Source organism: Roseovarius halophilus (ex Wu et al. 2025), from assembly GCF_047086965.1.
This window is the reverse complement of the sequence record NZ_JBKOTX010000045.1, coordinates 13,207-33,214: the sequence shown is the minus strand read 5'-3', so window position 1 is coordinate 33,214 and position 20,008 is coordinate 13,207. Positions and strand designations below refer to the sequence as shown.

At 60.8% G+C, this 20,008-nt stretch carries 19 protein-coding genes and 1 pseudogene; 17 read left to right on the top strand and 3 right to left on the bottom strand.

Translation table 11 applies throughout. From position 1 onward, the window contains the following. Positions 1-619: 619 nt before the first annotated feature. The 4 genes and pseudogenes from ACH107_RS11450 to ACH107_RS11435 all read left to right on the top strand — a co-directional run bounded on the left by ACH107_RS11450 (position 620) and on the right by ACH107_RS11435 (position 3,093). Complete coding sequence (locus tag ACH107_RS11450) at positions 620-1,072, top strand: DUF2924 domain-containing protein (RefSeq protein WP_412505976.1); 453 nt, start codon at positions 620-622, stop codon at positions 1,070-1,072. Next, the gene (locus ACH107_RS11445) at positions 1,069-2,379 is read left to right on the top strand and encodes a recombinase family protein (protein WP_412505975.1); all 1,311 of its coding nucleotides are present in this window, start codon (positions 1,069-1,071) and stop codon (positions 2,377-2,379) included. Before ACH107_RS11450 ends, ACH107_RS11445 begins: the two co-directional genes overlap by 4 nt. After that, complete coding sequence (locus tag ACH107_RS11440; RefSeq protein ID WP_412505974.1) at positions 2,376-2,756, top strand: hypothetical protein; 381 nt, start codon at positions 2,376-2,378, stop codon at positions 2,754-2,756. The genes ACH107_RS11445 and ACH107_RS11440 overlap by 4 nt, the downstream gene beginning before the upstream one ends. Positions 2,757-2,823: 67 nt before the next feature. Beyond that, positions 2,824-3,093, top strand: a pseudogene (locus tag ACH107_RS11435) (DksA/TraR family C4-type zinc finger protein). A 69-nt stretch (positions 3,094-3,162) separates the two neighbouring features. Here ACH107_RS11435 and ACH107_RS11430 read toward each other — a convergent pair. Next, the gene (locus ACH107_RS11430) at positions 3,163-4,317 is read right to left on the bottom strand and encodes a hypothetical protein (RefSeq protein WP_412505973.1); all 1,155 of its coding nucleotides are present in this window, start codon (positions 4,315-4,317) and stop codon (positions 3,163-3,165) included. A gap of 148 nt (positions 4,318-4,465) precedes the next feature. Between ACH107_RS11430 and ACH107_RS11425 the strand changes: the two genes are divergently transcribed. The 12 genes from ACH107_RS11425 (at position 4,466) to ACH107_RS11370 (ending at position 17,293) form a co-directional block, all read left to right on the top strand. Then, the gene (locus ACH107_RS11425; RefSeq protein ID WP_412505972.1) at positions 4,466-4,666 is read left to right on the top strand and encodes a hypothetical protein; all 201 of its coding nucleotides are present in this window, start codon (positions 4,466-4,468) and stop codon (positions 4,664-4,666) included. After that, positions 4,644-5,390, top strand: a complete 747-nt coding sequence (locus tag ACH107_RS11420; RefSeq protein ID WP_412505971.1) for an HNH endonuclease — start codon at positions 4,644-4,646, stop codon at positions 5,388-5,390. The genes ACH107_RS11425 and ACH107_RS11420 overlap by 23 nt, the downstream gene beginning before the upstream one ends. Positions 5,391-5,505: 115 nt before the next feature. Beyond that, positions 5,506-5,727 (top strand): hypothetical protein, encoded by a 222-nt coding sequence (locus ACH107_RS11415; RefSeq protein ID WP_412505970.1) that lies wholly within the window; start codon positions 5,506-5,508, stop codon positions 5,725-5,727. Between the two features lie 269 nt (positions 5,728-5,996). Beyond that, entirely contained in the window at positions 5,997-6,281 is a 285-nt protein-coding gene (locus ACH107_RS11410; RefSeq protein ID WP_412505969.1) for a hypothetical protein, read from the top strand. 120 nt (positions 6,282-6,401) lie between these two features. Next, positions 6,402-8,165 (top strand): hypothetical protein, encoded by a 1,764-nt coding sequence (locus tag ACH107_RS11405; RefSeq protein WP_412505968.1) that lies wholly within the window; start codon positions 6,402-6,404, stop codon positions 8,163-8,165. Beyond that, positions 8,162-9,079, top strand: a complete 918-nt coding sequence (locus ACH107_RS11400; RefSeq protein WP_412505967.1) for a hypothetical protein — start codon at positions 8,162-8,164, stop codon at positions 9,077-9,079. The genes ACH107_RS11405 and ACH107_RS11400 overlap by 4 nt, the downstream gene beginning before the upstream one ends. Further along, entirely contained in the window at positions 9,079-9,771 is a 693-nt protein-coding gene (locus ACH107_RS11395) for a DUF6339 family protein (RefSeq protein WP_412505966.1), read from the top strand. Before ACH107_RS11400 ends, ACH107_RS11395 begins: the two co-directional genes overlap by 1 nt. Before the next feature lie 285 nt (positions 9,772-10,056). Then, positions 10,057-11,154, top strand: coding sequence for a DNA cytosine methyltransferase (locus tag ACH107_RS11390; RefSeq protein WP_412505965.1), 1,098 nt, complete (start codon positions 10,057-10,059; stop codon positions 11,152-11,154). Beyond that, entirely contained in the window at positions 11,151-11,654 is a 504-nt protein-coding gene (locus tag ACH107_RS11385) for a very short patch repair endonuclease (RefSeq protein WP_412505964.1), read from the top strand. The genes ACH107_RS11390 and ACH107_RS11385 overlap by 4 nt, the downstream gene beginning before the upstream one ends. A gap of 159 nt (positions 11,655-11,813) precedes the next feature. Then, positions 11,814-12,404, top strand: coding sequence for a class I SAM-dependent methyltransferase (locus tag ACH107_RS11380; RefSeq protein ID WP_412505963.1), 591 nt, complete (start codon positions 11,814-11,816; stop codon positions 12,402-12,404). Continuing rightward, positions 12,401-15,577, top strand: coding sequence for a DUF3427 domain-containing protein (locus ACH107_RS11375; protein ID WP_412505962.1), 3,177 nt, complete (start codon positions 12,401-12,403; stop codon positions 15,575-15,577). Before ACH107_RS11380 ends, ACH107_RS11375 begins: the two co-directional genes overlap by 4 nt. A gap of 474 nt (positions 15,578-16,051) precedes the next feature. Next, positions 16,052-17,293 carry a tyrosine-type recombinase/integrase gene (locus ACH107_RS11370; protein WP_412505961.1) on the top strand — a complete coding sequence of 414 codons (1,242 nt, stop codon included), beginning with the start codon at positions 16,052-16,054 and terminating at the stop codon, positions 17,291-17,293. 82 nt (positions 17,294-17,375) lie between these two features. Here the strand turns inward: ACH107_RS11370 and ACH107_RS11365 are convergent, their stop codons facing one another. Both ACH107_RS11365 and ACH107_RS11360 read right to left on the bottom strand, forming a co-directional pair. After that, positions 17,376-18,641, bottom strand: a complete 1,266-nt coding sequence (locus ACH107_RS11365; RefSeq protein ID WP_412505960.1) for a hypothetical protein — start codon at positions 18,639-18,641, stop codon at positions 17,376-17,378. Positions 18,642-18,943: 302 nt separating this feature from the next. Continuing rightward, positions 18,944-19,213, bottom strand: a complete 270-nt coding sequence (locus tag ACH107_RS11360) for a hypothetical protein (protein ID WP_412505959.1) — start codon at positions 19,211-19,213, stop codon at positions 18,944-18,946. A gap of 201 nt (positions 19,214-19,414) precedes the next feature. Here ACH107_RS11360 and ACH107_RS11355 point away from each other — a divergent pair, with 201 nt between their 5' ends. Continuing rightward, positions 19,415-19,957: a recombinase family protein gene (locus ACH107_RS11355; protein ID WP_412505958.1), complete on the top strand. Its 543-nt coding sequence runs from the start codon at positions 19,415-19,417 to the stop codon at positions 19,955-19,957. The last annotated feature ends 51 nt before the right edge of the window (positions 19,958-20,008 follow it).

Genomic DNA, 20,008 nt, shown 5'->3' with positions numbered 1-20,008 from the left:
CTTTGAGACACATGGGACATGAGCACGAGGTGTGGTCCATCGCTGCCTCTCAGCGGGTGCAGTCCACGGCTTGCGCCGCACGCTTCACGAAAGGCCGCTGTCGGGAGATGGGCCAAACTTTGCAAAGGTTACTATCTGCGCAAAGCTGCCGTTCATGCACACTGTCTGGAACGACGGTTTCGAACGTTCACAACTCTGCGAACCTGACGCAGCAGAATCATTATGCTGGCTTGGCCATGACGTTTGGCACGTCGGGAGCGAACAGCCCAATCACCCGTTGTCCGTCAGAGTGCTTCGCGAACTGGATTACCATTGGCGACGCACGTTTACGCAGACTTCCCATAAGCCTTTGAACGGCATTGTTTTCGGCGCTTGCGCGCGGGTAGCGTTTCCCCATGCAAAACGCGATCAATACGACAAGGCGGAGGCCCAACCCCCTGCCGCCTGACCAGATGACGCCCGCCGAACGGCGTACCGAATTGTGCGGGCTACTGGCGCTGGGGTTGGTCCGGCTGAGGCTGCGCGACCGAGGTGAAGATTCTGAAAACAATGGAGAACTTTGCCTACACTCTCCGGCCGACGGATGCCGTCATGCAACTTCAACTCGTAAGGAGACGGCATGACGACCCACGATCCCATCCCCGCGCGCCTGGCGGCGCTGAAGACCGCGACGATGCCGGAACTGAAGGCACAATGGCGGGACCTGTTCGACAGCGAGCCGCCGCCGTTCAACCGGCGCTACCTGGAGAGCCGGCTGGCCTACCGCATCCAGGAACTCGCCTATGGCGGGCTGAAGCCCGAGACAGCCCGCCGGCTGGAGCGGCTGGGCGAGGAACTGGATGGTGGCGACCGCAAGAAGAGCCGCGTCCGCGCCGACACGATGCCGATCGCCGGCACGCGGCTGATCCGCGAATGGCAGGGCGTCGAGCACGTCGTCACCGTCACCGCGGACGGCTTCGAGTGGCAGGGGCGGCCCTACAAGTCCCTGTCGGCCATCGCCCGCGCGATTACCGGCACGCGCTGGAACGGCTGGGTCTTCTTCGGCTTGAAGAACCGGCGGAGGCGGACATGACCAAGCCCATCGTGCGCAAGCAGCGCTGCGCGATTTACACCCGGAAATCCTCCGAGGAAGGGCTGGAGCAGGAGTTCAACAGCCTGCATGCCCAACGCGAGGCCTGCGAGGCGTTCATCGCCAGCCAGCGCTCCGAGGGCTGGGCGCTCGTCCGCGACCGGTATGACGACGGCGGCATCTCGGGCGGCACGCTGGAACGCCCCGGCCTGAAGCGGCTGCTTGAGGACATCGAGGACGGGCTTGTCGATGTGGTCGTGGTCTACAAGATCGACCGTCTCAGCCGCTCGCTCGCCGACTTCGCCAAGCTGGTCGAGGTGTTCGACCGGAACGGCGTGACCTTCGTCTCGGTGACGCAGTCGTTCAACACCACGACCTCGATGGGCCGGCTGACGCTGAACATCCTGCTGTCGTTCGCCCAGTTCGAGAGGGAGGTCACCGCCGAGCGCATCCGCGACAAGGTCGCTGCAAGCCGGAAGAAGGGGATGTGGATGGGCGGGGTGCCGCCCTACGGTTACCGGGTCGAAAACCGGAGGTTGTTAGTCGATGAGGACAGCGCCGAGCACGTCCGCTGGATCTTCGCCCGGTTCCTCGAGATCGGCTCGGGCACGGAACTGGCGCGCGAGGTGGGCACCCGCGGCCTCCGCACGCCGCGCAGCAACCGGATCGACAAAAAGTACCTGTACCGGATGCTGAACAACCGCGCCTACATCGGCGAGGCGGTGCACAAGGGCGAGAGCTACCCCGGCGAGCACGACGCCATCATCGATCGCGAGACGTGGGACCGGGTGCATGCCATCCTGCAGGAGAGCCCGCGCAAGCGTGCGATGCGGACCCGCGCCGACACGCCGGCGCCGCTGAAAGGGCTGCTGTTCGGGCCGGACGGCGCAGCCTTCTCGCCGACGCACACGCGCAAAGGCGACAAGCTCTACCGGTACTATGTCAGCCAGACGGTGTTGAAGCACGGCGCCGGATCATGCCCGGTCGGCCGGGTGCCCGCGGGCGAGATCGAGGCGGCCGTCATCGACCAACTGCGCGCCGTGTTCCGCCAGCCGGAGATCGTGGCGGGGACTTGGAAGGCGGCGCGCGCAGAGATCGGCGACATCACCGAATCCGACGCCCGTGCGGCCCTGCAGCAGCTCGACCCGCTGTGGGACGAGCTCTTTCCCGCCGAGCAGACCCGCATCGTGGCGCTGCTGGTGGAGCGCGTCGACGTCGGCACGGACGGGCTCAACGTCCGGCTTCGCGTGGACGGGCTCGGCGGTCTCGCGCGCGAGATGATTGCCGGCGGTGTAGGAGAGGCCGCGTGACGCGCGCGACGCCAATCCCCGACACGGTAACGCTGCACGTCCCGTTCCGCGTCGTGAAGCGCGGCGGGCGCAAGGAGATGCAGATGCCTGAGGGTGCCGCTCAACCGCGCAGGACCGACAACACGCTGGTCAAGGCGCTGGCCCGCGCCTTTCGCTGGAAGCGGATGCTGGAGTCGGGCGAGTTCGTCACCATCGCCGAATTGGCCGAGCGCGAGGGTATCGCACCGTCTTACATGACCCGCGTCCTGCGCCTCACGCTGCTTGCGCCTGACATCGTCGAAGCGATCCTGGACGGAAAGCAGGGGCCGGAGGTGACGCTGGCGCGGGTGTTGGAACCGTTTCCAGTGGTGTGGGAGGAACAGCACCCATGGTTATGACATGCGGGCGGTTTTATTGTTCTCGCGCGAAGCCTATATCACGATTCTAGCAATAGGGAGTTGCGAGATGGCCGGAGGCTGGGCCCGTGACGGGGCCGTAAACGAGCAGATTGATGCCTCGATTCAGGACGAACTGAAACGGATGCAGGCGAGGTGATTGCCGGAGGGCGAGAGCCTGACCAACTGTGCCGAATGCCACGAACCGATACCGGATGCGCGGAGAATCGCCCTGCCAGGCGTCAAGCTCTGTGTCGACTGCCAGAGTGAACGCGATGGCCGTCCCGCCACGCGTGGCGGCGTCAATAGACGCGCATCGAAAGACGCTCTGCTGAAGTAGAACCGAAGCCGCAGTCCCGAACATTTTCGCGACGTCATCGATACGCGGCAATGCTGACTGCGAAAAGTGCTACCTGTCGAGCAGTCGATCGACGATACGAGCGGCGGCACGCATCTGGACCCCGTCGCGCGTTCTCCATCCGTCGCCGCTGTAGCCCCAGAAATCCCAGCAGGCTCTCGGGTTGACCGCTGTCGCGGTGGCCTGCGGGTAGAGGACGACGATACGATTAGCAGCAGCCCAGCGATTGTAGCCGGCGTCACGCACGAAATCGTCATGGATACGGTCGTCACCCTGCGCGTCGACATTCTGACGGCATCCATGGAAGGCGACATGCAGCCGGCACTCATCTGAACGGCAGGCGTCCGGCACGTACAGGTAGCCGACACCGCTCAGACTCGCCGTCGAGGACACCTGGAAGAACTCAGTCTGATCAAAAGCGTGCAGGCGGCCCGCGCCGTGCGGGTTCACCGGCCCTTTGAGATCCGCCTCGGGATAAAGGTGCCGCAGCAGAAGCTCGGCGGCATCGTATCCACATTCGATCAGGTACGGCCGCGCGTGATCTGCACAGGCGCGCGGCGGGAACCGGCTCTCCCCGGTGAAGCTGTCCAAAGGCATGCCATGGTTGGCGGGGCGATCCGGATCCCCGGGCGCCACATGCAAGGCGTCGCCATCAACGCCCAGAAGGCGGTACAGATCGACGAGGCTGTTGGCGACATCCTCTGAAACGATCGCATCGAGATCCCCGCGGAACAGCCACGCGCGATCTTCGGCAAGGTTCGCAGGATCATCGATGTCACCAGCCTCGTATGCGGCGTCGATCAGCTGCCGGGCATCCTCAGCGGCTGGAGGATCGGGTCGCAGGCCCCAGAACCGGTTGCCGAAGGTATGCGTGCACGCGACCAACGCAGCGGAGAACCGGTCCAGTTTCCAGATCGGCCAGTAGGGGTTATCGATGATGTCCACGCAGCCATAGGGCCCGCCCGCGAGGATGGCGGCGCCCGTCACCGTTGAGGAAAAGGCAATGTGGAACTGGTGGGCGAAGAAGCCGCCGGACGACAGACCGGACACCGTCACGGACGTGGAATCAAGGCTCAGATCCTTCTGCACCTGCTGTGAAACGGAGATGGGGGGCGGGTCCGGGATATCGTCATGGTCAGCTGCGGATGGGGCAGCGCAAACCAGCAGGGCTGCAAGAACCGCCCGAAGTGATTTTCCCTGATGCATCTATCCCTCACGCGCCGCATCGCATTCAGGAGGTTACACTGCCGCGAATGAATACGACAACATCTGGCGTAAGGTGATCGTCGCGCATGGCTAATCTCGGGCGCCGTGGCGGCGCCACGTAGAGCGCGAGCGGATCGCGGCCTTCTACATGACCCGCGTGCCGCGCCTGACGCTCCTCGCGCCCGACATCGTCGAGGCGATCTTGGATGGGGTGCAGGGGGCGGAGGTGACGCTGGCGCGGGTGCTGGGGCAGTTTCCGCTGGAGTGGAACGAGCAGATGCTACAGTTCTACAGAGAGAATCAGGCCAATGGAGACAGTCGGCGAGATGAAACGGCAGGAATTCATTGAGAACCAAGGTGCAACCTGCAAGAATTGGCGGTGGTCTTGGTCCTTTGTGAACCGAGAAGCGAAATTTGTTATCTTTGGACTTTGGGAAGACAACGAAAAAGTTGACGGCGGGCTCATTCTTTCGCCGGACTGGGCGATCTCTGAGGCCGGGCGCAAACGACCAAGTTTTAGAGAATGTCGAGAACATATCGATCTTGTGACCGAAGCAGAGTTTGCTCTTCTCGTGTTCAAGCAATTCGCAAGAACTGGCCCGGACGGTAAGATTTCCCGCGGTGGGCCAAGATCAATCGAACGTTTCGAGCCAATCCTTGAGCGAAGGTTTCTATTCGAGCAAAGCAACGGGTGGTATGCTGCCCCGGCGCCGGTTCCCCCTTCCACCACCTTCGAACCGCTCATTGGCCGCGTCTTCGAAGAAGGTGAATTGATTTCTGCACTTTCGAAGCTTGTAGAGCGGAATCCGGCCGCCAGGGAGGCATGTCTAGAAGCTCACGGATACACCTGCAAGGTCTGCGGCGTTTCCATGAAGAACCGATACGGGCCTGCGGGAACCCATGTCATCGAAGTTCATCATCTGGAAGAACTTCGCTTGGCAGACGGGAAGCGCAAGGTCGATCCAGTACAGGATCTCGTGCCCCTCTGCCCCAATTGTCACACGATCATTCACCGCAGAAGACCCGCATACAAACTGGATGAGGTTCGGGAGATGTTGCATGCACATGTCTGAAAGGCGAAGGCGCTTTCAGTGCAAAGATTTCGTGTACCGCAGAAAAGAAACGGACGTCGCCGTACGACCGCAAAGAACCGGCAATACGCTGGCCCGAGCATTCCGGTGGAAGCGCATGCTGGAAGCGGGCGAGTTCGTCGCCATCGCCGAACCGGCTGAGCGCGAGGGCATCGCCCCCTCCAACATGACCCGTGTCCTGCGCCTTACGCTGCTCGCGCCGGACATCGTCGAGGCGATCCTGGACGGGACGCAGGGCCCGGAGGTGACACTGGCGCGGGTGCTTGAGCCGTTCGCGCTAGAATGGCGACTGCAGCGCGAGCATACGACACTCGTCTGATTGTCACCTGAACCACGTCCGTGCTGGGGTGCCGGCCTCGAACACTCAGACACGGTCAACCCATCCTATTTCCTTCACAGAAACAGAAATTTAAGACAATAACGGTGCACTTCTGTGAGGTGATATCGACGGCATATCTGGCGGCATATGCGCAAGCAATGATGCGCATTGGCTCGCACTTATAGGTCGCATATCATACAAATATTTTATCTATATGATTGACAAGATACCCTCCTATGCACAATTTTATCGCAGTTGGAGCGCAGCATATGCGACAGATTCGCTATCGCAAGGAGCCGGATATGGATGGAAGCAACCAAGAAGCGCGCGGTCTGAGCGCCAAGCACCAAAAGTTTCGTGACCTGGCAGAGAGCAGGACGAACAAGGCCCTTGATGCGATCGGGCGGATCGGAAACCTCTCGAACCGCTCAACCTATGATTGGGATGAGGCCGAAGTTCGGAAGGTCGTCAAAGCCCTAAAGGACGCCGTTTCCGAGGTGGAGGCGAGTTTCGCTTCGCCTAAGGGCAAATCCAGCGCCAAGTTCAAGCTGTAAGCTGGGCGTCAGCGGCGGAGTGCGGCGAGCCGTTGCTTGTAGCTTCACGCCCATTCTGGTACGAATTTCCTTTAGTTTGCGGGAGGATTAGCTTTGTCTTGGCACTATGAGAAGGCGCCTTTGAACGGCGGCGCACCCGGCGATGCGTACAAAAGCGTGTTTAACGGCAGCGGCAAAAACGAGGCGGCGAACCTCGCCCGCGAAGCGATTCAGAATAGTGTCGACGCAGCGGCAGATTCAGGCGGGGCGGTCCGCGTGGACTTCCGCTTTTGGCGCGTGCAGGATGAGGCGCGCCGGGCGTTTGAGACGGCCGCATCGCTCACCGACATCGCCCTGCGTGAGCCCGCCCTCGGCCTGCCCAAGAGCAACGCGTTCCGCGATCGGGCCCGGCCGCTCGACGTCCTCTACGTCGACGATTACGATACGACAGGCCTGAAGGGCGACCCGACGCATCCTTCCTCCAATCTGCGCAAGCTCCTGATGGACCTCGGCGGGAGCGGCAAGGCGCAGAACCAGACAGGCTCAGGAGGGTCCTACGGGTTCGGCAAGGCCGTCTACAGCTCAAACTCGCGCATCGGCACGATCTTCGCCTTCAGCCGGACGGAGGACGCCCGAGGCGCGCCGATCAGCCTTCTCATGGGTTGCGCCTACCAGGCCGGGCACGATTTCGAGGGCAAGCCTTTCACCGGTCGCGCCTTTCTCGGGACCGAGGTCCTCGTGCCGGACGAGGGCGTCCGGTTCGACCCTCTTCAAGGCGACACCGCCGAAGCGATGGCCGAGCGACTCGGGTTCAAGCGGGAGGACGGCCTCGGCACCTCGATCCTGCTGATCGACACGGCCGTGCAACCGGAAGATCTGGTCGCGGGGATCGAGGACTGGTGGTGGCCGCGGATCGAAGCGCGGCTCCTTGAGGCGTCAGTCTTCGATCATCTTGGCAAAGAGACCTTCCCAAAACCGGGGCAGCGGGCGCACATCAAGCCCTTCATCGCTGCCTTCGACAGCGCCATCGGGAAGGCGCCGGACATCGCCGGTCGCCAGCAGAGGAAGTTGTTCAACCGCTCTCAGGGCCTCGACATAGGCGCCCTGGGCGCCGTCGCGCTTGACGACAGCGAGGAGGAAAACCCTCTAGGCGAGGAATTCGAGAACAGGCTCGACACCGTCGCACTTGTGCGCGGCCCGCTGATGGTGGTCGATTACCATCAGAACTGGCGTCTCAGCGCCACGGCTCCCCGTGCTGTCGGGTGCTTCGTGGCCGCCGAGGACGTCGACGAGGTCCTGAAGCTATCCGAACCGCTCCAGCACAATCAGTGGGATCCGACGGCCCAGAGGCTACAGATCGACGGAGACGAGAAGCCGGAGATCGTCAAGTCCATCCTGGCCCGGATCAAGAAGGGCTTCCGAGACTTCCAGAACTCGGCGAAGCCACCGGCGCCGCCGCGGCCACGACGCCTGACCAAGCTGGAACGGGACCTCGCCTCTTGGTTCGGCATGGGGCCCAAGGGTCGGCCAGCGCCGCCGGGACCCAACCCTGCGCCCATCTCCCTGCGTCCGTACGGTCCGAGGATAGAGGTGGACGGAGATGGCCTGCGGGCGACCGGTCACGTCGACGTCTCCTTGCCTGAGGACAGCCCTGTCACCGATCTACCTTTCCGCGTGCGAATCCTCTTGAAGGTCGCTGAGGAGGACGGCGTGTCCGGTGCCGATCCCATACCTCTTGAGCTTGAGCCGGACTGCCCGCTGGAGCCGCTCGGCGACGATCTTTGGCTCGGTGTCGTAACGTCAGCGGCGCCGGCCCGCATCGCCTTCCGGTCGGAGGCCTATGATCCCAGTTGGACGGTACAGCTCGTGCCCGAGGTGCTGCCTGTCGAGGAGGCCGCGTCATGAAGGCCTGGAGACGCTCGGAACCGCGCACGGCGCGGCCCTTCTTCGCGGTCCATGCTCTGGAAGCGGCGCTGGACAGCACGGTGCTGCTAGTCGGCGAGCGGGAGAAGGAGATCGAGGACGACGTCGTCCAGCTGGACCCGGCGGACTTCGACGGCCTGCACGTCGCAATCTGCCCCAATCTCGACGCGAACAAAATCCGGTCGACGTTGGCTGATCGTGCGGAGGGCGTCGTGCTGCTGCTGTCCCTGCGCGATCCGATGTTCAAGCGTCGCCTCGTCCACCGACGCTGGCCTGTGGAGGGCGACCTGCCCGACCGCATCTTCCTCGACTCGGGCCTCGTCCAGGAATTCGGGCACAAGCGGGAGCTGCACGCGACCCTCGCGCTCGCCCTCGACGCGGACGCCGAGCCCGCCCCGGGGTGGCCCCATCGTCGGGGCGCATGGATCGCCAAGCGGACCTTCAAGCTTAAGCTGAGGAGCGTCCGGTCGACCTTCGACATCCGCAAGATGACGAAGCAAGAGGCGGAGGCTTGGACAGGCTTCCCGGGCGCGTTGCTGCACGTCGAGTACAACGAAGGGCGCCTGCTGGAGGAGCCGGGCGACGAAAACCCGCTCGCGACCTGCTTCATAGCTGAAGACATATACGAAGGGATGCAGCGGGTCTCCGACGGCCCTCTGCTGCAAGCCTTCGTCATGGCGGAGATCGTGGCGGCCGTGCTAGGCCACGCTGCTAAGGATGTGGAAGAGGCGACTGAGGTTCCAAAGGGGACGCCGCTCGCCACGATCCTCGAACAGCTGGGCGCCAACATGCCGATGTCGTTGACGACCCTGAAGGGCATCGTTCGCGATCCGATCAAGCTGCGCGCCGCCGTGCATGACCGAACGGACTTCGTCCGACAGCTGAGGAGTATCTGATGGCCTACCCGATCGTGACCGACGCCGCGGCGCGCACTTGGTGGAAGGCCTGGAAGGAGTGCGGCAAGGTTGACGAGCCACCGGCGCGACCCGAGCCCGATACCTGCGTCGAAGGGGGCGACCACGACTGGCCCGGGGCCGTCGCGCGTCTGATGGACGACCTCGGCGCTCTCTACGACGCCGTGGACAAGCCGCAAGAGGCAGCGCGAGCCGGAGTCGTCGGCCGGATCTTCGGCGGGCGGTCGAAGGACGAAGCCGTCCCGATGACGAACGACCGCTTTGAGGCGGCAGCCTGTGTCGTCGTCCATGAGGCCCTTTCACGGGACGCGGCCCTCGCCGACCCGGAGTTCTGGATCTGGATGGCGACCGGCCCTGGGCTGGACCTGATCCGGCGCCGTTACCCTGGGAAGGGCGAGGCCCAGATCCCGGACCAGCTGAACTTCACTTCGGCGAGCGCACGAGAGACTTTTTTCTACCGGTTGTGGGTCCGTGCGGAGCTCGCGCACGATCCGGCCCTTGCCGACCCCTACGAACTCGCGCGATATGGTGATATCGATTTCTGGCGAAGCCACGTGTTCCGGCAGATGTCGACGGAGACCGGCCCGCTCCTTGCGGCATTCATCCGCTTCCAGCATCCGGAGGGGCGAGACGGCAGGAAGCGGTTGACGCAGCACGAGATCCGGGCCTTCTGAAATACACGTGGCATGACGGAGGGCTGGATGGCAGTAATAAGAGCGATCGAGAAGGATGACACGAAGGATTACAATGTAAGCCGAACGGAATCTCGGTGCACTTACACGGTTATCCAATCAGGCGGTGAACCCATTTTCGATATTCGAACATTTGGCTCCGAAAACCGAATGGTTGAAGGTCACGCAAGCCAAATCATGCAATTCGACAAAAATGCGGCTCGGGCACTGTACCGCGCGCTTCGCGAGACTTTCGATTTCGATTGATCCCGACCACGGCGCAACGCTGTGATTGATCTCTTCTGTGGCGCCGGCGGGTTCGCGGTCGGCGCCTCGCTGGCTGCCCGGGCCTTCGACCGGCGCGCCTGGTTCGAGCGGATCGTGGACGCCGATGCCGGCGCACTGGATGTACACGCGCGCAGCAACGACGTCGGCAAGAAGGTCTGCGCTGGCGTGTCGTCGCTCGTGGACTACCAGGTTCGGCGTAGGCAAGACCGTTGCCGGTTCGCTTACACCCCCGAGATCGTTGATCCAGCGCTCGCCATCGCGCCTGAGGTCGACCTGCTGATCGCCGGTCCGCCCTGCCAAGGGCACTCGAACCTGAACAATCACACCCGGCGCCGGGATCCCCGCAACGATCTTTTCATCTGCACGGTGGCCGCCGCCGTCGCGCTCCGCGCCAAGGCCGTGCTCATCGAGAAAGTCCGTACGGTGACGGTCTCTCATGGCGACGTCGTCGGGATGGCGCGAGAGCTGCTTGAATCCGAAGGCTACACGGTTACTGAGGACATCGTCCGGGCGGACCGCTTGGGCTGGCCCCAAACCCGAGAGCGCTACTTCATGACAGCGATCCGAGGTGATGTAGCCAGCGTGCCCTTGCCGGTTATCGAGGAGCGCGAGCCTCGCTCCGTCATGTGGGCCATCGGCGACCTTATGGAGCTGGAGGGCGGCGTCGAGCCCTTCGACACCGCGCCCGTGCCGTCGGACGAGAACCGGAAGCGGATCCACTGGTTGTTCGACAACGGGCTTCACGACCTGGCCAACTCGGAGCGGCCCGACTGCCACAAGGACGGCACCACCTACACGGCGGTCTACGGCAGGATGCATCACGATCGCCCGGCTCCGACGATCACGACGGGCATCGGCACGCCCGGACAAGGCCGGTTCATCCATCCCATGAAACGTCGTCTGGTGACGCCCCACGAGGCAGCGCGGGTCCAGGGATTCCCCGACGGCTACGGTTTCTTGGAGCGGGGGGTTCCAGCGAGGCGAAAGGACCTCGCGAAGTGGATCGGCGATGCTGTCCCGGCACCGATGGGCTACGAGATGGCGCGGCGCGCCTTCGCCGCGCTCGGTCTATCACAAAGGCAACGTGCTGACTTGTGACAGACATTGTTGACGCAGCGACCCGGTCACGGATCATGCGGGCCGTACCCCGCAGCTCCACCAAACCGGAACTTGCCTTGAGGAAGCGCTTGCACGCTTTGGGGCATCGCTATGTCCTGGGCGGCCGAGGACTTCCTGGGAGCCCTGATATCGTCCTTCCGCGCTGGGAAGCCGCCGTGTTCGTGCATGGCTGCTTCTGGCATCGCCACCAGGGTTGCCACTACACGACGAAGCCTTCGACACGTCCGGAGTTCTGGCAGTCGAAGTTCGAAGCAAATGTCGCGAGAGACAGCACTGTCCACGCTGCGCTTCTCACCGAGGGATGGCGCGTGGCGACAGTCTGGGAGTGCTCGCTGAGGAAAGCCGAGCGGGTTGAACAGGCGGCAGATATTCTGGCTGCATGGCTCCAAAGCGATGCTCCCGAACTAGAGATCGGCGAAACGGATGTGGTCGCCGAAATAGACGGGGCATGTCTTGTCTCCCCGCGGAGAGCGAAATGAAATCTTCCGGACAGTGTTCCGAGAGGCGAGGATCGACATGGTCGACGCGCCGAAATTGGAGGATGCTGAAAATGGCTTCAAGAAACAATCACTAACCCTGGTCAATCTTCCGAAGTCAGGAAACACTGCGCTAGACTTCAGTTCGCGCCGAGTCTTGCCTTGTCGGACTACTACGATCACCATGCTACCGTATTCATCGCGACCACGCGCGATGTCGACATGTCGGAGGCGCGTGGGCGGTTTCTTGCGGCATTGCCCTTACGGAATGGTGGGCCCACGCGCATTCTCGATGCCGGATCGGGGTCTGGCAGGGATGCCTTGGCCTTTCGGCGGCTTGGCTATGCTGTAACAGCCTTCGATGCCTCACCGGCCATGGTTGCCGCCACGCAGGCGCATGCGGCTGTGCCGACTCGGCTTATGCGGTTCGAGGGTTTCACTTGGGAACATGCGTTCGAAGGCATCTGGGCCTGCGCCTCGCTGCTGCATGTGGCAGAAGCGGACTTGCCCGGGGTCATCGGCCGACTGGCGGCGCATCTGGTGCCCAGCGGCGCGCTCTACCTTTCGTTCAAGCGCGGCACGGGCGGGCGGCTGAAGGACGGGCGACGCTTCACCGACATGACCGCGGAACGCCTGGCGGCGCTCCTGGACCGATGCGGAGATTTCGGCCAACCTGACATGTGGCAAGGCCGGGACTGCCGTCCGGATCGTGCGTCGGAAATGTGGGTGAATTCAGTGGTTAAGAAGGCGTGAATCGCAGATCGGAAGTCACGGAAGGGTCGGACGACCGTTACTGCGCTCTCTGCGATGCCGCCGCCAGCGCCATCGTGGAATGCGACACCCAGGCCATCCTGATCCGCCACGGCGCCGGTCTTGTCCTTGCTCCTTGCCGTCATGCTGCGAGGTGGCGGGAGCTGACTCCCGTCGAGCAAGCGGCGCTCGCCACCAAGATCGGCCCCGCGCAGGCCCTTCTGGAAACGACGGACACGACAGCGCGGGTGACGCTGGTCGAGACTGGCGACCATGTCCATCTGCGGCTCGATCCGCCATTGGCGGCGCCCGGCCCCCTGCCGGGCATGCCCCATGATCGCCCCCTGATCTCGGGCGGCGACGATGCGCTGCACGCCCATCTGCGCCCCCTGATCGACCGAGCGCAGGCGATCGATCTGTCGGTGTCGTTCCTGATGGCCTCCGGCGTGCGGCTGGTCCTGCCGCATCTGCACGACCTGCTCGAACGCGGCGGGCAATTGCGGCTTCTGACGGGCGACTACCTGAGCGTGACGGAACCGGGGGCGCTCCGGCTGATCGCCGACCTCGAGGGCGAGCGCCGGCTACATGTTTTCCAGGCGGAGCAGATCCCGTTCCACCCCAAGGCCTGGATGTTCACCTTCGCAGGTGACGGCGGGGCGCTGATCGTCGGCTCGTCGAACCTGTCGCGTTCGGCGCTGACCGACGGCATCGAATGGAACCTGCGCCACGTCGATCCGGTCGATCCCGCCCCGCTGCTGGCCGCCCGCGCGGCCTTCGAGGCGCTGCTGGCAAGGCCCGAGGTGACCGAACTGACGCCAGCATGGATTGACGCCTATGAGGAGCGCCGCAACAAGCCCCAGCCCGCGATCACAGGCGCTCCACTGGAGGCCCCGGAACCGGCTCCAACCCCGCATGAGGTTCAGGCCGAAGCGTTAGCGGCGCTGCAGACAACGCGGGCTAAGGGCTATGGCGCGGGCCTTGTGGTTCTGGCCACGGGATTGGGCAAGACCTTCCTCGCTGCCTTCGACAGCGCGACCGCGGCCCGTGTCCTGTTCGTGGCGCACCGCGAGGAAATCCTTACCCAAGCCATGAGCGCCTTCCGCGCTGTGCGGCCCCGCGCCCGGCTTAGCCGCTACAGCGGCGAGGATAAGGACGCGGAGGCCGACATCGTCTTCGCCTCCGTCCAGACCTTGGCGCGCAACGCGCATCTGACCCGTTTCGATCCCCGAGCCTTCGACTACATCGTCATCGACGAATTCCACCACGCGGCTGCCGCCACCTATCGGCGCATCATCGATCATTTCCAACCAGGCTTTCTCCTGGGCCTGACCGCCACGCCCGACCGCAGTGATGGCGGCGACCTCTTGGGCCTTTGCGAGGAAAACCTCGTTTACGAATGCGATCTCTGGTCCGGGATCGACTGGGGCCTTCTGGCGCCGTTCCACTATTTCGGCGTGCCCGACCCGGTCGAGTATTCTCAAATTCCCTGGCGCAGCGGTCGGTTCGACGAGACCGCCCTGACCGAAGCCGTCGCGACCCAGGCGCGTGCCGAAAACGCCCTCGAACAGCTCGCGAAACGCGGTGGCAGAAAGACCATCGGCTTCTGCGTCTCCCGCCGCCATGCAGATTTCATGGCCGATTTCGCGCAAGCGCGAGGCCTGCGCGCCGTGGCGGTCCATTCGGGCGACACCTCCGCTCCTCGGGCCAGCGCGCTCAAGGCGCTGGAGGATGGCGATCTCGACATCGTCTTCGCCGTCGACATGTTCAACGAAGGTGTCGATGTGCCTTCGATCGACACGGTGCTGATGTTGCGCCCGACCGAAAGCCCGGTGATCTGGCTCCAGCAACTGGGCCGCGGCCTGCGCCGGTCAGCGGACAAGGCGCATCTGGCGGTCATCGACTATATCGGCAACCATAGAATTTTCCTGACCAAGTTCCGGACCTTGCTGAAGGTGGGCGCGGGCGATGGTGCGCTGCGTTTGGCACTGGAGCGGTTGAACGACCGGCTGATCCAGTTCCCCGCGGGTTGCGAGGTGACCTATGACCTTCAGGCACTCGACATCCTGCGATCCCTGATCCGCCAGCCGCGCGATGGCGAGGAGCTGGCCGCCTTCTACCGCGACTTCCGCGAGCGCCACGGCACAAGGCCCACGGCCTCCGAAGTGCAGCACGCGGGCTTCAACCCTGGCCGCACCGGGCATTCGGGCTGGCTCGGGTTCGTGGCCGACATGGGTGACTTGTCCGAGGCACAACGCGCGACCTGGACGGCACATCGCGCCCTTCTGGACGAGATCGAGACGACGCGGATGACCCGCAGCTACAAGATGCTGGTCTTGCGCGCGATGATCGAGGCGGGAGCCCTCCCCGGTCGGATCGGCCTGAACGATCTGGTGGAGCGTGTTACCCGTCTGGCTCTTCGCAATCCGCAGATCAAGGCGGATCTGAGCGTTGATCCTGACGACGCGTCCCGGCTGCGCGCGGTCCTGATGCAGCAACCTCTGAAGATCCTGGCCGAGACGGATTGGTTCCGGCTGGGGCCGGGAACCTTCGAGACCACATTTGACGACGCGGAGACCACTGCCCTGACTGCACTTGCGTCAGAGCTCGTGGATTGGCGGTTGCTGCGCTACTTCCAGGCGAGGGATGTGGTTTATGACATGCCCGAGGGCACAAGCCTGGCCGAAGCCGCCGAAGATGCCGCCCCAGCACCCAATGCACCCGCCAAGGGCCTGACCCTCTGGCAGGAATACCAGCGCGACCAGATTGCACCCCATTTCGGGGCGGAGTTCAACACCGGCTCATGGAACGCCGGTATCGTGGTCCTCAAAGGCGTGCGGGCCATGATCTTGTTGGTGACGATGGACAAGGGCAGCATGTCCGTCGGCGGTCACTATGCCGACCAGTTCGCCAGCCCCACGCGTTTTGTCTGGCAAACCCAGACCAGCACCCGCCGCGACGACCTGCGCGGCCGGATCATATCCGGCGCGGAACCCGGATGGACAGTTCACCTGTTCCTACGCAAATCGAAGCTCCGAGACGGCCGCGCGGCGCCTTTCCGTTACGCTGGCCCGGTCAGCTTCGCCGGGTGGGATGGGGAAGCGCCGATGACAGTGCAGTGGGACATGGCAGAGCCGGTTCCCAGGCACTTGAGGGCGCTTTATGGGGTGGAGCAGTGATTTCGTCCGTGAAGCTTGATCCAGCCGAAGCCGATCATGACGTTGAGGCATCGAGCGGTGGCGAAGCCCGCCGCGTCAATCGACAGCTTATTTGGATCTCAGTTTCCATCACCTAACGCGACCCGCTTCGAAGCCAATCGCGTGAAACGGTCCGGAAACTCGCAATTTCAATGACTTGAAAGGCTATTCACCAAATCCGCGCAGTCATCAGGTCCGGAGAATACCGGCGCTGAGAGACGGCTTCCGGGCCTCCTGGCAGCAGGGGCGGTGCTCAGCCCCTCCCGCATAACCCTCGAAAACAACGAAAAAATCCGGCCGCAGCCGGATCGGGAAAACGCTTTCGCGAGGGCAAGTGGCGGAGGAGGTGGGATTCGAACCCTCGAGACCCTTCCGGGCATATAATAAAGAAAAATTGGGGTTTAAGGATAAAAACGTGGGTGGTAAACGTGGGTGGTAACCACCTTGGAGACCACCTTGCCCAAGTATCTGACACAGCGCCGCCGCGTATGGTTTGCAGTCGTGGAAATTCCCAAATCGCTGAGGCCAAAATTCGGAAAAGCCCGCTTCAAGCAAACACTGGAAACCGAAAGCCTTTCCGTAGCAGAGCGAAGGGTGATGCCTATTGTCGCTCATTGGAAACGCCTTATCGAACTTGCAAAAAGCAATCGCGCTGGGCTGGAAGGCGAACTGGCAAGCTGGCGCGTCGAGATCGAACGCTACAAGCGCCAAGGGCTAACAGATGAACAGATTGACGATGTTGCGTTGGATGTCGCCTACAATCTGCACGACGATGCCCAGCGCGGCGCTGAACTGTATGCGATCACGAAAGGCGATTGGGTTTTGCTGTCTGAGCATATTGGCGATTTTGTTACCTCTCTGGACAACGAACCCAAGACCATCGACATGAAGCGCAGGGATGTTGAGCGCCTCAGCGCCAAGTTCAAATACGCTCATGACGTTACCAACCGAACAGCCGTTGATTGGGTTGAAAATGAACTGGTAGCCAAAGATAGCCTCAGCTATGCTACCTGCCGACGGATCATATCAGCCTGTCGCGCCTACTGGACCTTCCTAAACCGGATTAAGGGTTTTGAACTGTCAGACCCGTTTGCCAACTGCGTTCCAAAAGCCAACACCAAGAGCGCCAAGAAGGGCCTGTCAGAGCGCAGGAAGGGCTTTAGGCCACAGGACTACCAGAAACTTATCAAGGCTACTGCCGGGGCCTCTCTGCCAGTCTCAGAGCTAATACAAATTGCCGCCTACACAGGTGCGCGGATTGAAGAGATTTGTTCCTTAAAGATCGACAAGGTTGATGCAGATCGCTTCCACATCGAAGAGGCTAAAACTGAAGCTGGCTGGCGCACCATTCCGATACACCCCCATATCACCGACCTTGTAGCAAACCTGAAAGATAACAGCGCAGACGGATACCTGCTTTCAGGATTGACCTACAACAAATATGGGGATCGCTCGAATGCCATTGGCAAGCAATTCGGTAGACTGAAAACCAAAGCGGGATACGGCCCTGACTACGTATTCCATTCATTCCGAAAGGGTGTAGCCACACAGCTTGAAGCTGCAAGCGTGCCGGAGAACGTAGCTGCACGACTTCTGGGACATGAATTTCGCACCATGACTTATGGCCTGTATTCAGGCGGTATGTTGCCATTTGACGTGCTAAAAGGCGCGCTGGGCAAGGTTGATTGGAGAGAGTAAAAAGGAGGACTCTTACACTTCTGCATACCACCATAAGGGAGGACCAGAAGGAATAATAATAATACATAACACGTATATAGCCCTATAAGTCCTTATCATCATTCAGAGTAATCGTAGGCCTGAACCCAAAGTGATTACTGAACTCTGATTTGATAGTGTCCGTAGCCTCTTCGATATCTGACTGACGCACAAAAATACAATCATGAAGGGGCCAAGCTGGTATGTTGCTATCAACGCACTTGTGAAGAACGCCCATAATCATTTCTGACTCACGGAACATGACCTCCAGCCCATCAACATACTGAAGAAGGAATGGGAAAGTCTCATGAATGGGTGTTTTGAAATCAGTAATGCTCTGTCGTGGTTTTATGATGTCGCTGTATTCCGCTTTCAGCTTGCTGGGTAGACGCTTTTTATCACCCCCGCTGGAGATCAGTGTTGAGATGAGTTGCTTTGCGAAGCCCCGCGTACGTGGGTCGTTTGGATCAACCCATGGCACTTGTTGATACGGGTCGCTTTCTTCCTCAAACTGGTAGCTCGCCATTCCCGCACGGATGCATAGGTAGCTGGCTTTGATATCGAGTTGCGCGATGGGCTGTCCATCCAATGTGGCGGTAGTCCTTAATGTTTTCGGCAAGCTCGAGTATTGGCCATACAGACGACCACCACGCTCAAGGCTGTTATTATTGAAAATGCGACGAAGTGATCGAAATGCCGTGTCGCCCATCATCAAAGGGTAGTCACTCAGGTAATCGACAATCCGCCTGACTTTGGCCTCTTCATGCGCAATGCGATCTGCACCAAACCGTTGCTCCATTTCCTTGGGTCGCATTGGTGGTGATCTGTCGTTTCCCCCATCCCCTATATGCTTGCCATACTTGTCTTTCGCCCGCTTGACCTGCACCAGCTTAACCGAGGCTGGGATGGTTTCTTCGAATGCCAAGTCTGTCGTATCAGGGTGCTTGAGAAACTTGAATATCGCCGCGCGCCCATGATCTGCCGCTCCCTTACGTTCTGGGATGATGTAGCCATGATCTAGCAATGATTTCCTGACCGACATGAATGCTTTGTAACCACCACCATCAGCATCATAGGTTGGCTTTGCGGCAGGGAAGGCCAATAGATCAGAGTTGCGATGCTTTAGCGTCTGACAAGCCCAGAGAAAGCCACACAGCGCACGTTTATTACCTTTATCTCTGCGTTGGCCAAGTTGCTCTCGCAGGGCCTCTACGGCCTTTTCTGTAGCCTCATTGGCAGGCTTCAGGTGTCGCAGAACAAACGCCTTGGCCTGATCTGGCGCAAACATCTCCGCCAGTAGCTCATCTTGGGCATGGGATTGTTGGTTCATTAGGCCTCCAACCAATTCCGCTACATCAAAGCGCCTTGAGCAATAAACCTCAACCGATGACGTACAGATATTGCAGTCTGGCAGGTGGTTTATTCCTCATTTGGGATAGCGCTAACACTATATGCTGTGTGGTCATAATGTTTTGTAACGATATGTAGATTAAGCCTCCGTGCCTCATTTGGGTCGATGATTTATTACGCAGGGTGTTAACAGAACTGGCGATCCTGAAAACCAAAGGCTTTCGCGTGTAGCCTATTCGCCTCCGGGGGCGTCCTGTAATCCTTAATACCACTAAACCGATTCTAGTGCATAGTTGACCTTGGGTCGCCCTCATCAAGGAATGCCCTGATACCTTCTTCTTCAACAGTGTGAAGGAAAACTCTCCAAGCCACGCCATCAGCTATAAAGGGGTCATCCCATACGGTTGATGTGCCGTTTGCGTTGACCACCTCGAGAATCCATTCAGGATAACGATCCGTCTTGTAGATCAGCACCTCAAGCCGCTCGCCTTCCAACAGATAGTCGCCTGAATGTTCGGAGTAGATGATTTCGGGTTCGTCGTCGTCAATCATGACAAGCCTTCTTTAGTTTAGCAGCCATGCAGCACGCTATCCGATCTCACTACAATAGCCACTTCCAAGTGTAGCCTAGTGACGCTGTTACCGTGTTACTGGTTCCGGGGTAACATCTGACTGTTTTTCCTTCCTGTTGTTACCGAATCATTGTAGTCTAAAGTCAGTTGTTACCACCTACTACAGTGAGGAGATGATATCATGGCAACTATCGGCTACCGTCGTGTTTCAAGCGAAGGGCAAAACCTTGATCGTCAAGACTTGGGCGAACTGGATAAGGTGTTTGAGGAAAAGCTTTCGGGTAAGTCAGCCAAAGATCGACCCGCCCTGCAAGCCATGATCGACTATGCCCGCGAAGGCGATAGCGTGGTTGTCTATTCCATTGACCGCCTTGCCCGTGACCTCAGAGACCTTCAGGACATTATCCAAACATTGAACGACAAAGGCGTTGCTATCAGCTTCTTGTCTGAACGCCTGACCTTTAGCGCCGATGCTGACGATGCATTCGCCAAACTACAACTACAGATGATGGGTGCCTTTGCTGAGTTTGAGCGAAACATCATCCGTAAACGGCAAGCTGAGGGGATCGCCAAAGCCAAGGCCGCTGGAAAGTTTAAGGGCGGCAAGAAACGGATTGACCGGGATCAGGTCCAACAGCTTCGCTCTGACGGTCTCAGCACATACGAGATTGCCGAACAGATGGGTATCAGCCGCATGTCAGTTCATCGCATTCTAAATGGGTAAGTACTGCTGACCCAACGGGGCCCCTCACGAAAGCTGAGCGTGGGTTGTCTC

Coding starts and splice junctions, on each gene's coding strand:
- ACH107_RS11450 (WP_412505976.1), top strand. CDS start 620: ATGACGACCCACGATCCCATCCCCGCGCGCCTGGCGGCGCTGAAGACC.
- ACH107_RS11445 (WP_412505975.1), top strand. CDS start 1,069: ATGACCAAGCCCATCGTGCGCAAGCAGCGCTGCGCGATTTACACCCGG.
- ACH107_RS11430 (WP_412505973.1), bottom strand. CDS start 4,317: ATGCATCAGGGAAAATCACTTCGGGCGGTTCTTGCAGCCCTGCTGGTT.
- ACH107_RS11425 (WP_412505972.1), top strand. CDS start 4,466: ATGACCCGCGTGCCGCGCCTGACGCTCCTCGCGCCCGACATCGTCGAG.
- ACH107_RS11420 (WP_412505971.1), top strand. CDS start 4,644: ATGAAACGGCAGGAATTCATTGAGAACCAAGGTGCAACCTGCAAGAAT.
- ACH107_RS11415 (WP_412505970.1), top strand. CDS start 5,506: ATGCTGGAAGCGGGCGAGTTCGTCGCCATCGCCGAACCGGCTGAGCGC.
- ACH107_RS11410 (WP_412505969.1), top strand. CDS start 5,997: ATGCGACAGATTCGCTATCGCAAGGAGCCGGATATGGATGGAAGCAAC.
- ACH107_RS11400 (WP_412505967.1), top strand. CDS start 8,162: ATGAAGGCCTGGAGACGCTCGGAACCGCGCACGGCGCGGCCCTTCTTC.
- ACH107_RS11395 (WP_412505966.1), top strand. CDS start 9,079: ATGGCCTACCCGATCGTGACCGACGCCGCGGCGCGCACTTGGTGGAAG.
- ACH107_RS11365 (WP_412505960.1), bottom strand. CDS start 18,641: ATGAACCAACAATCCCATGCCCAAGATGAGCTACTGGCGGAGATGTTT.
- ACH107_RS11360 (WP_412505959.1), bottom strand. CDS start 19,213: ATGATTGACGACGACGAACCCGAAATCATCTACTCCGAACATTCAGGC.
- ACH107_RS11355 (WP_412505958.1), top strand. CDS start 19,415: ATGGCAACTATCGGCTACCGTCGTGTTTCAAGCGAAGGGCAAAACCTT.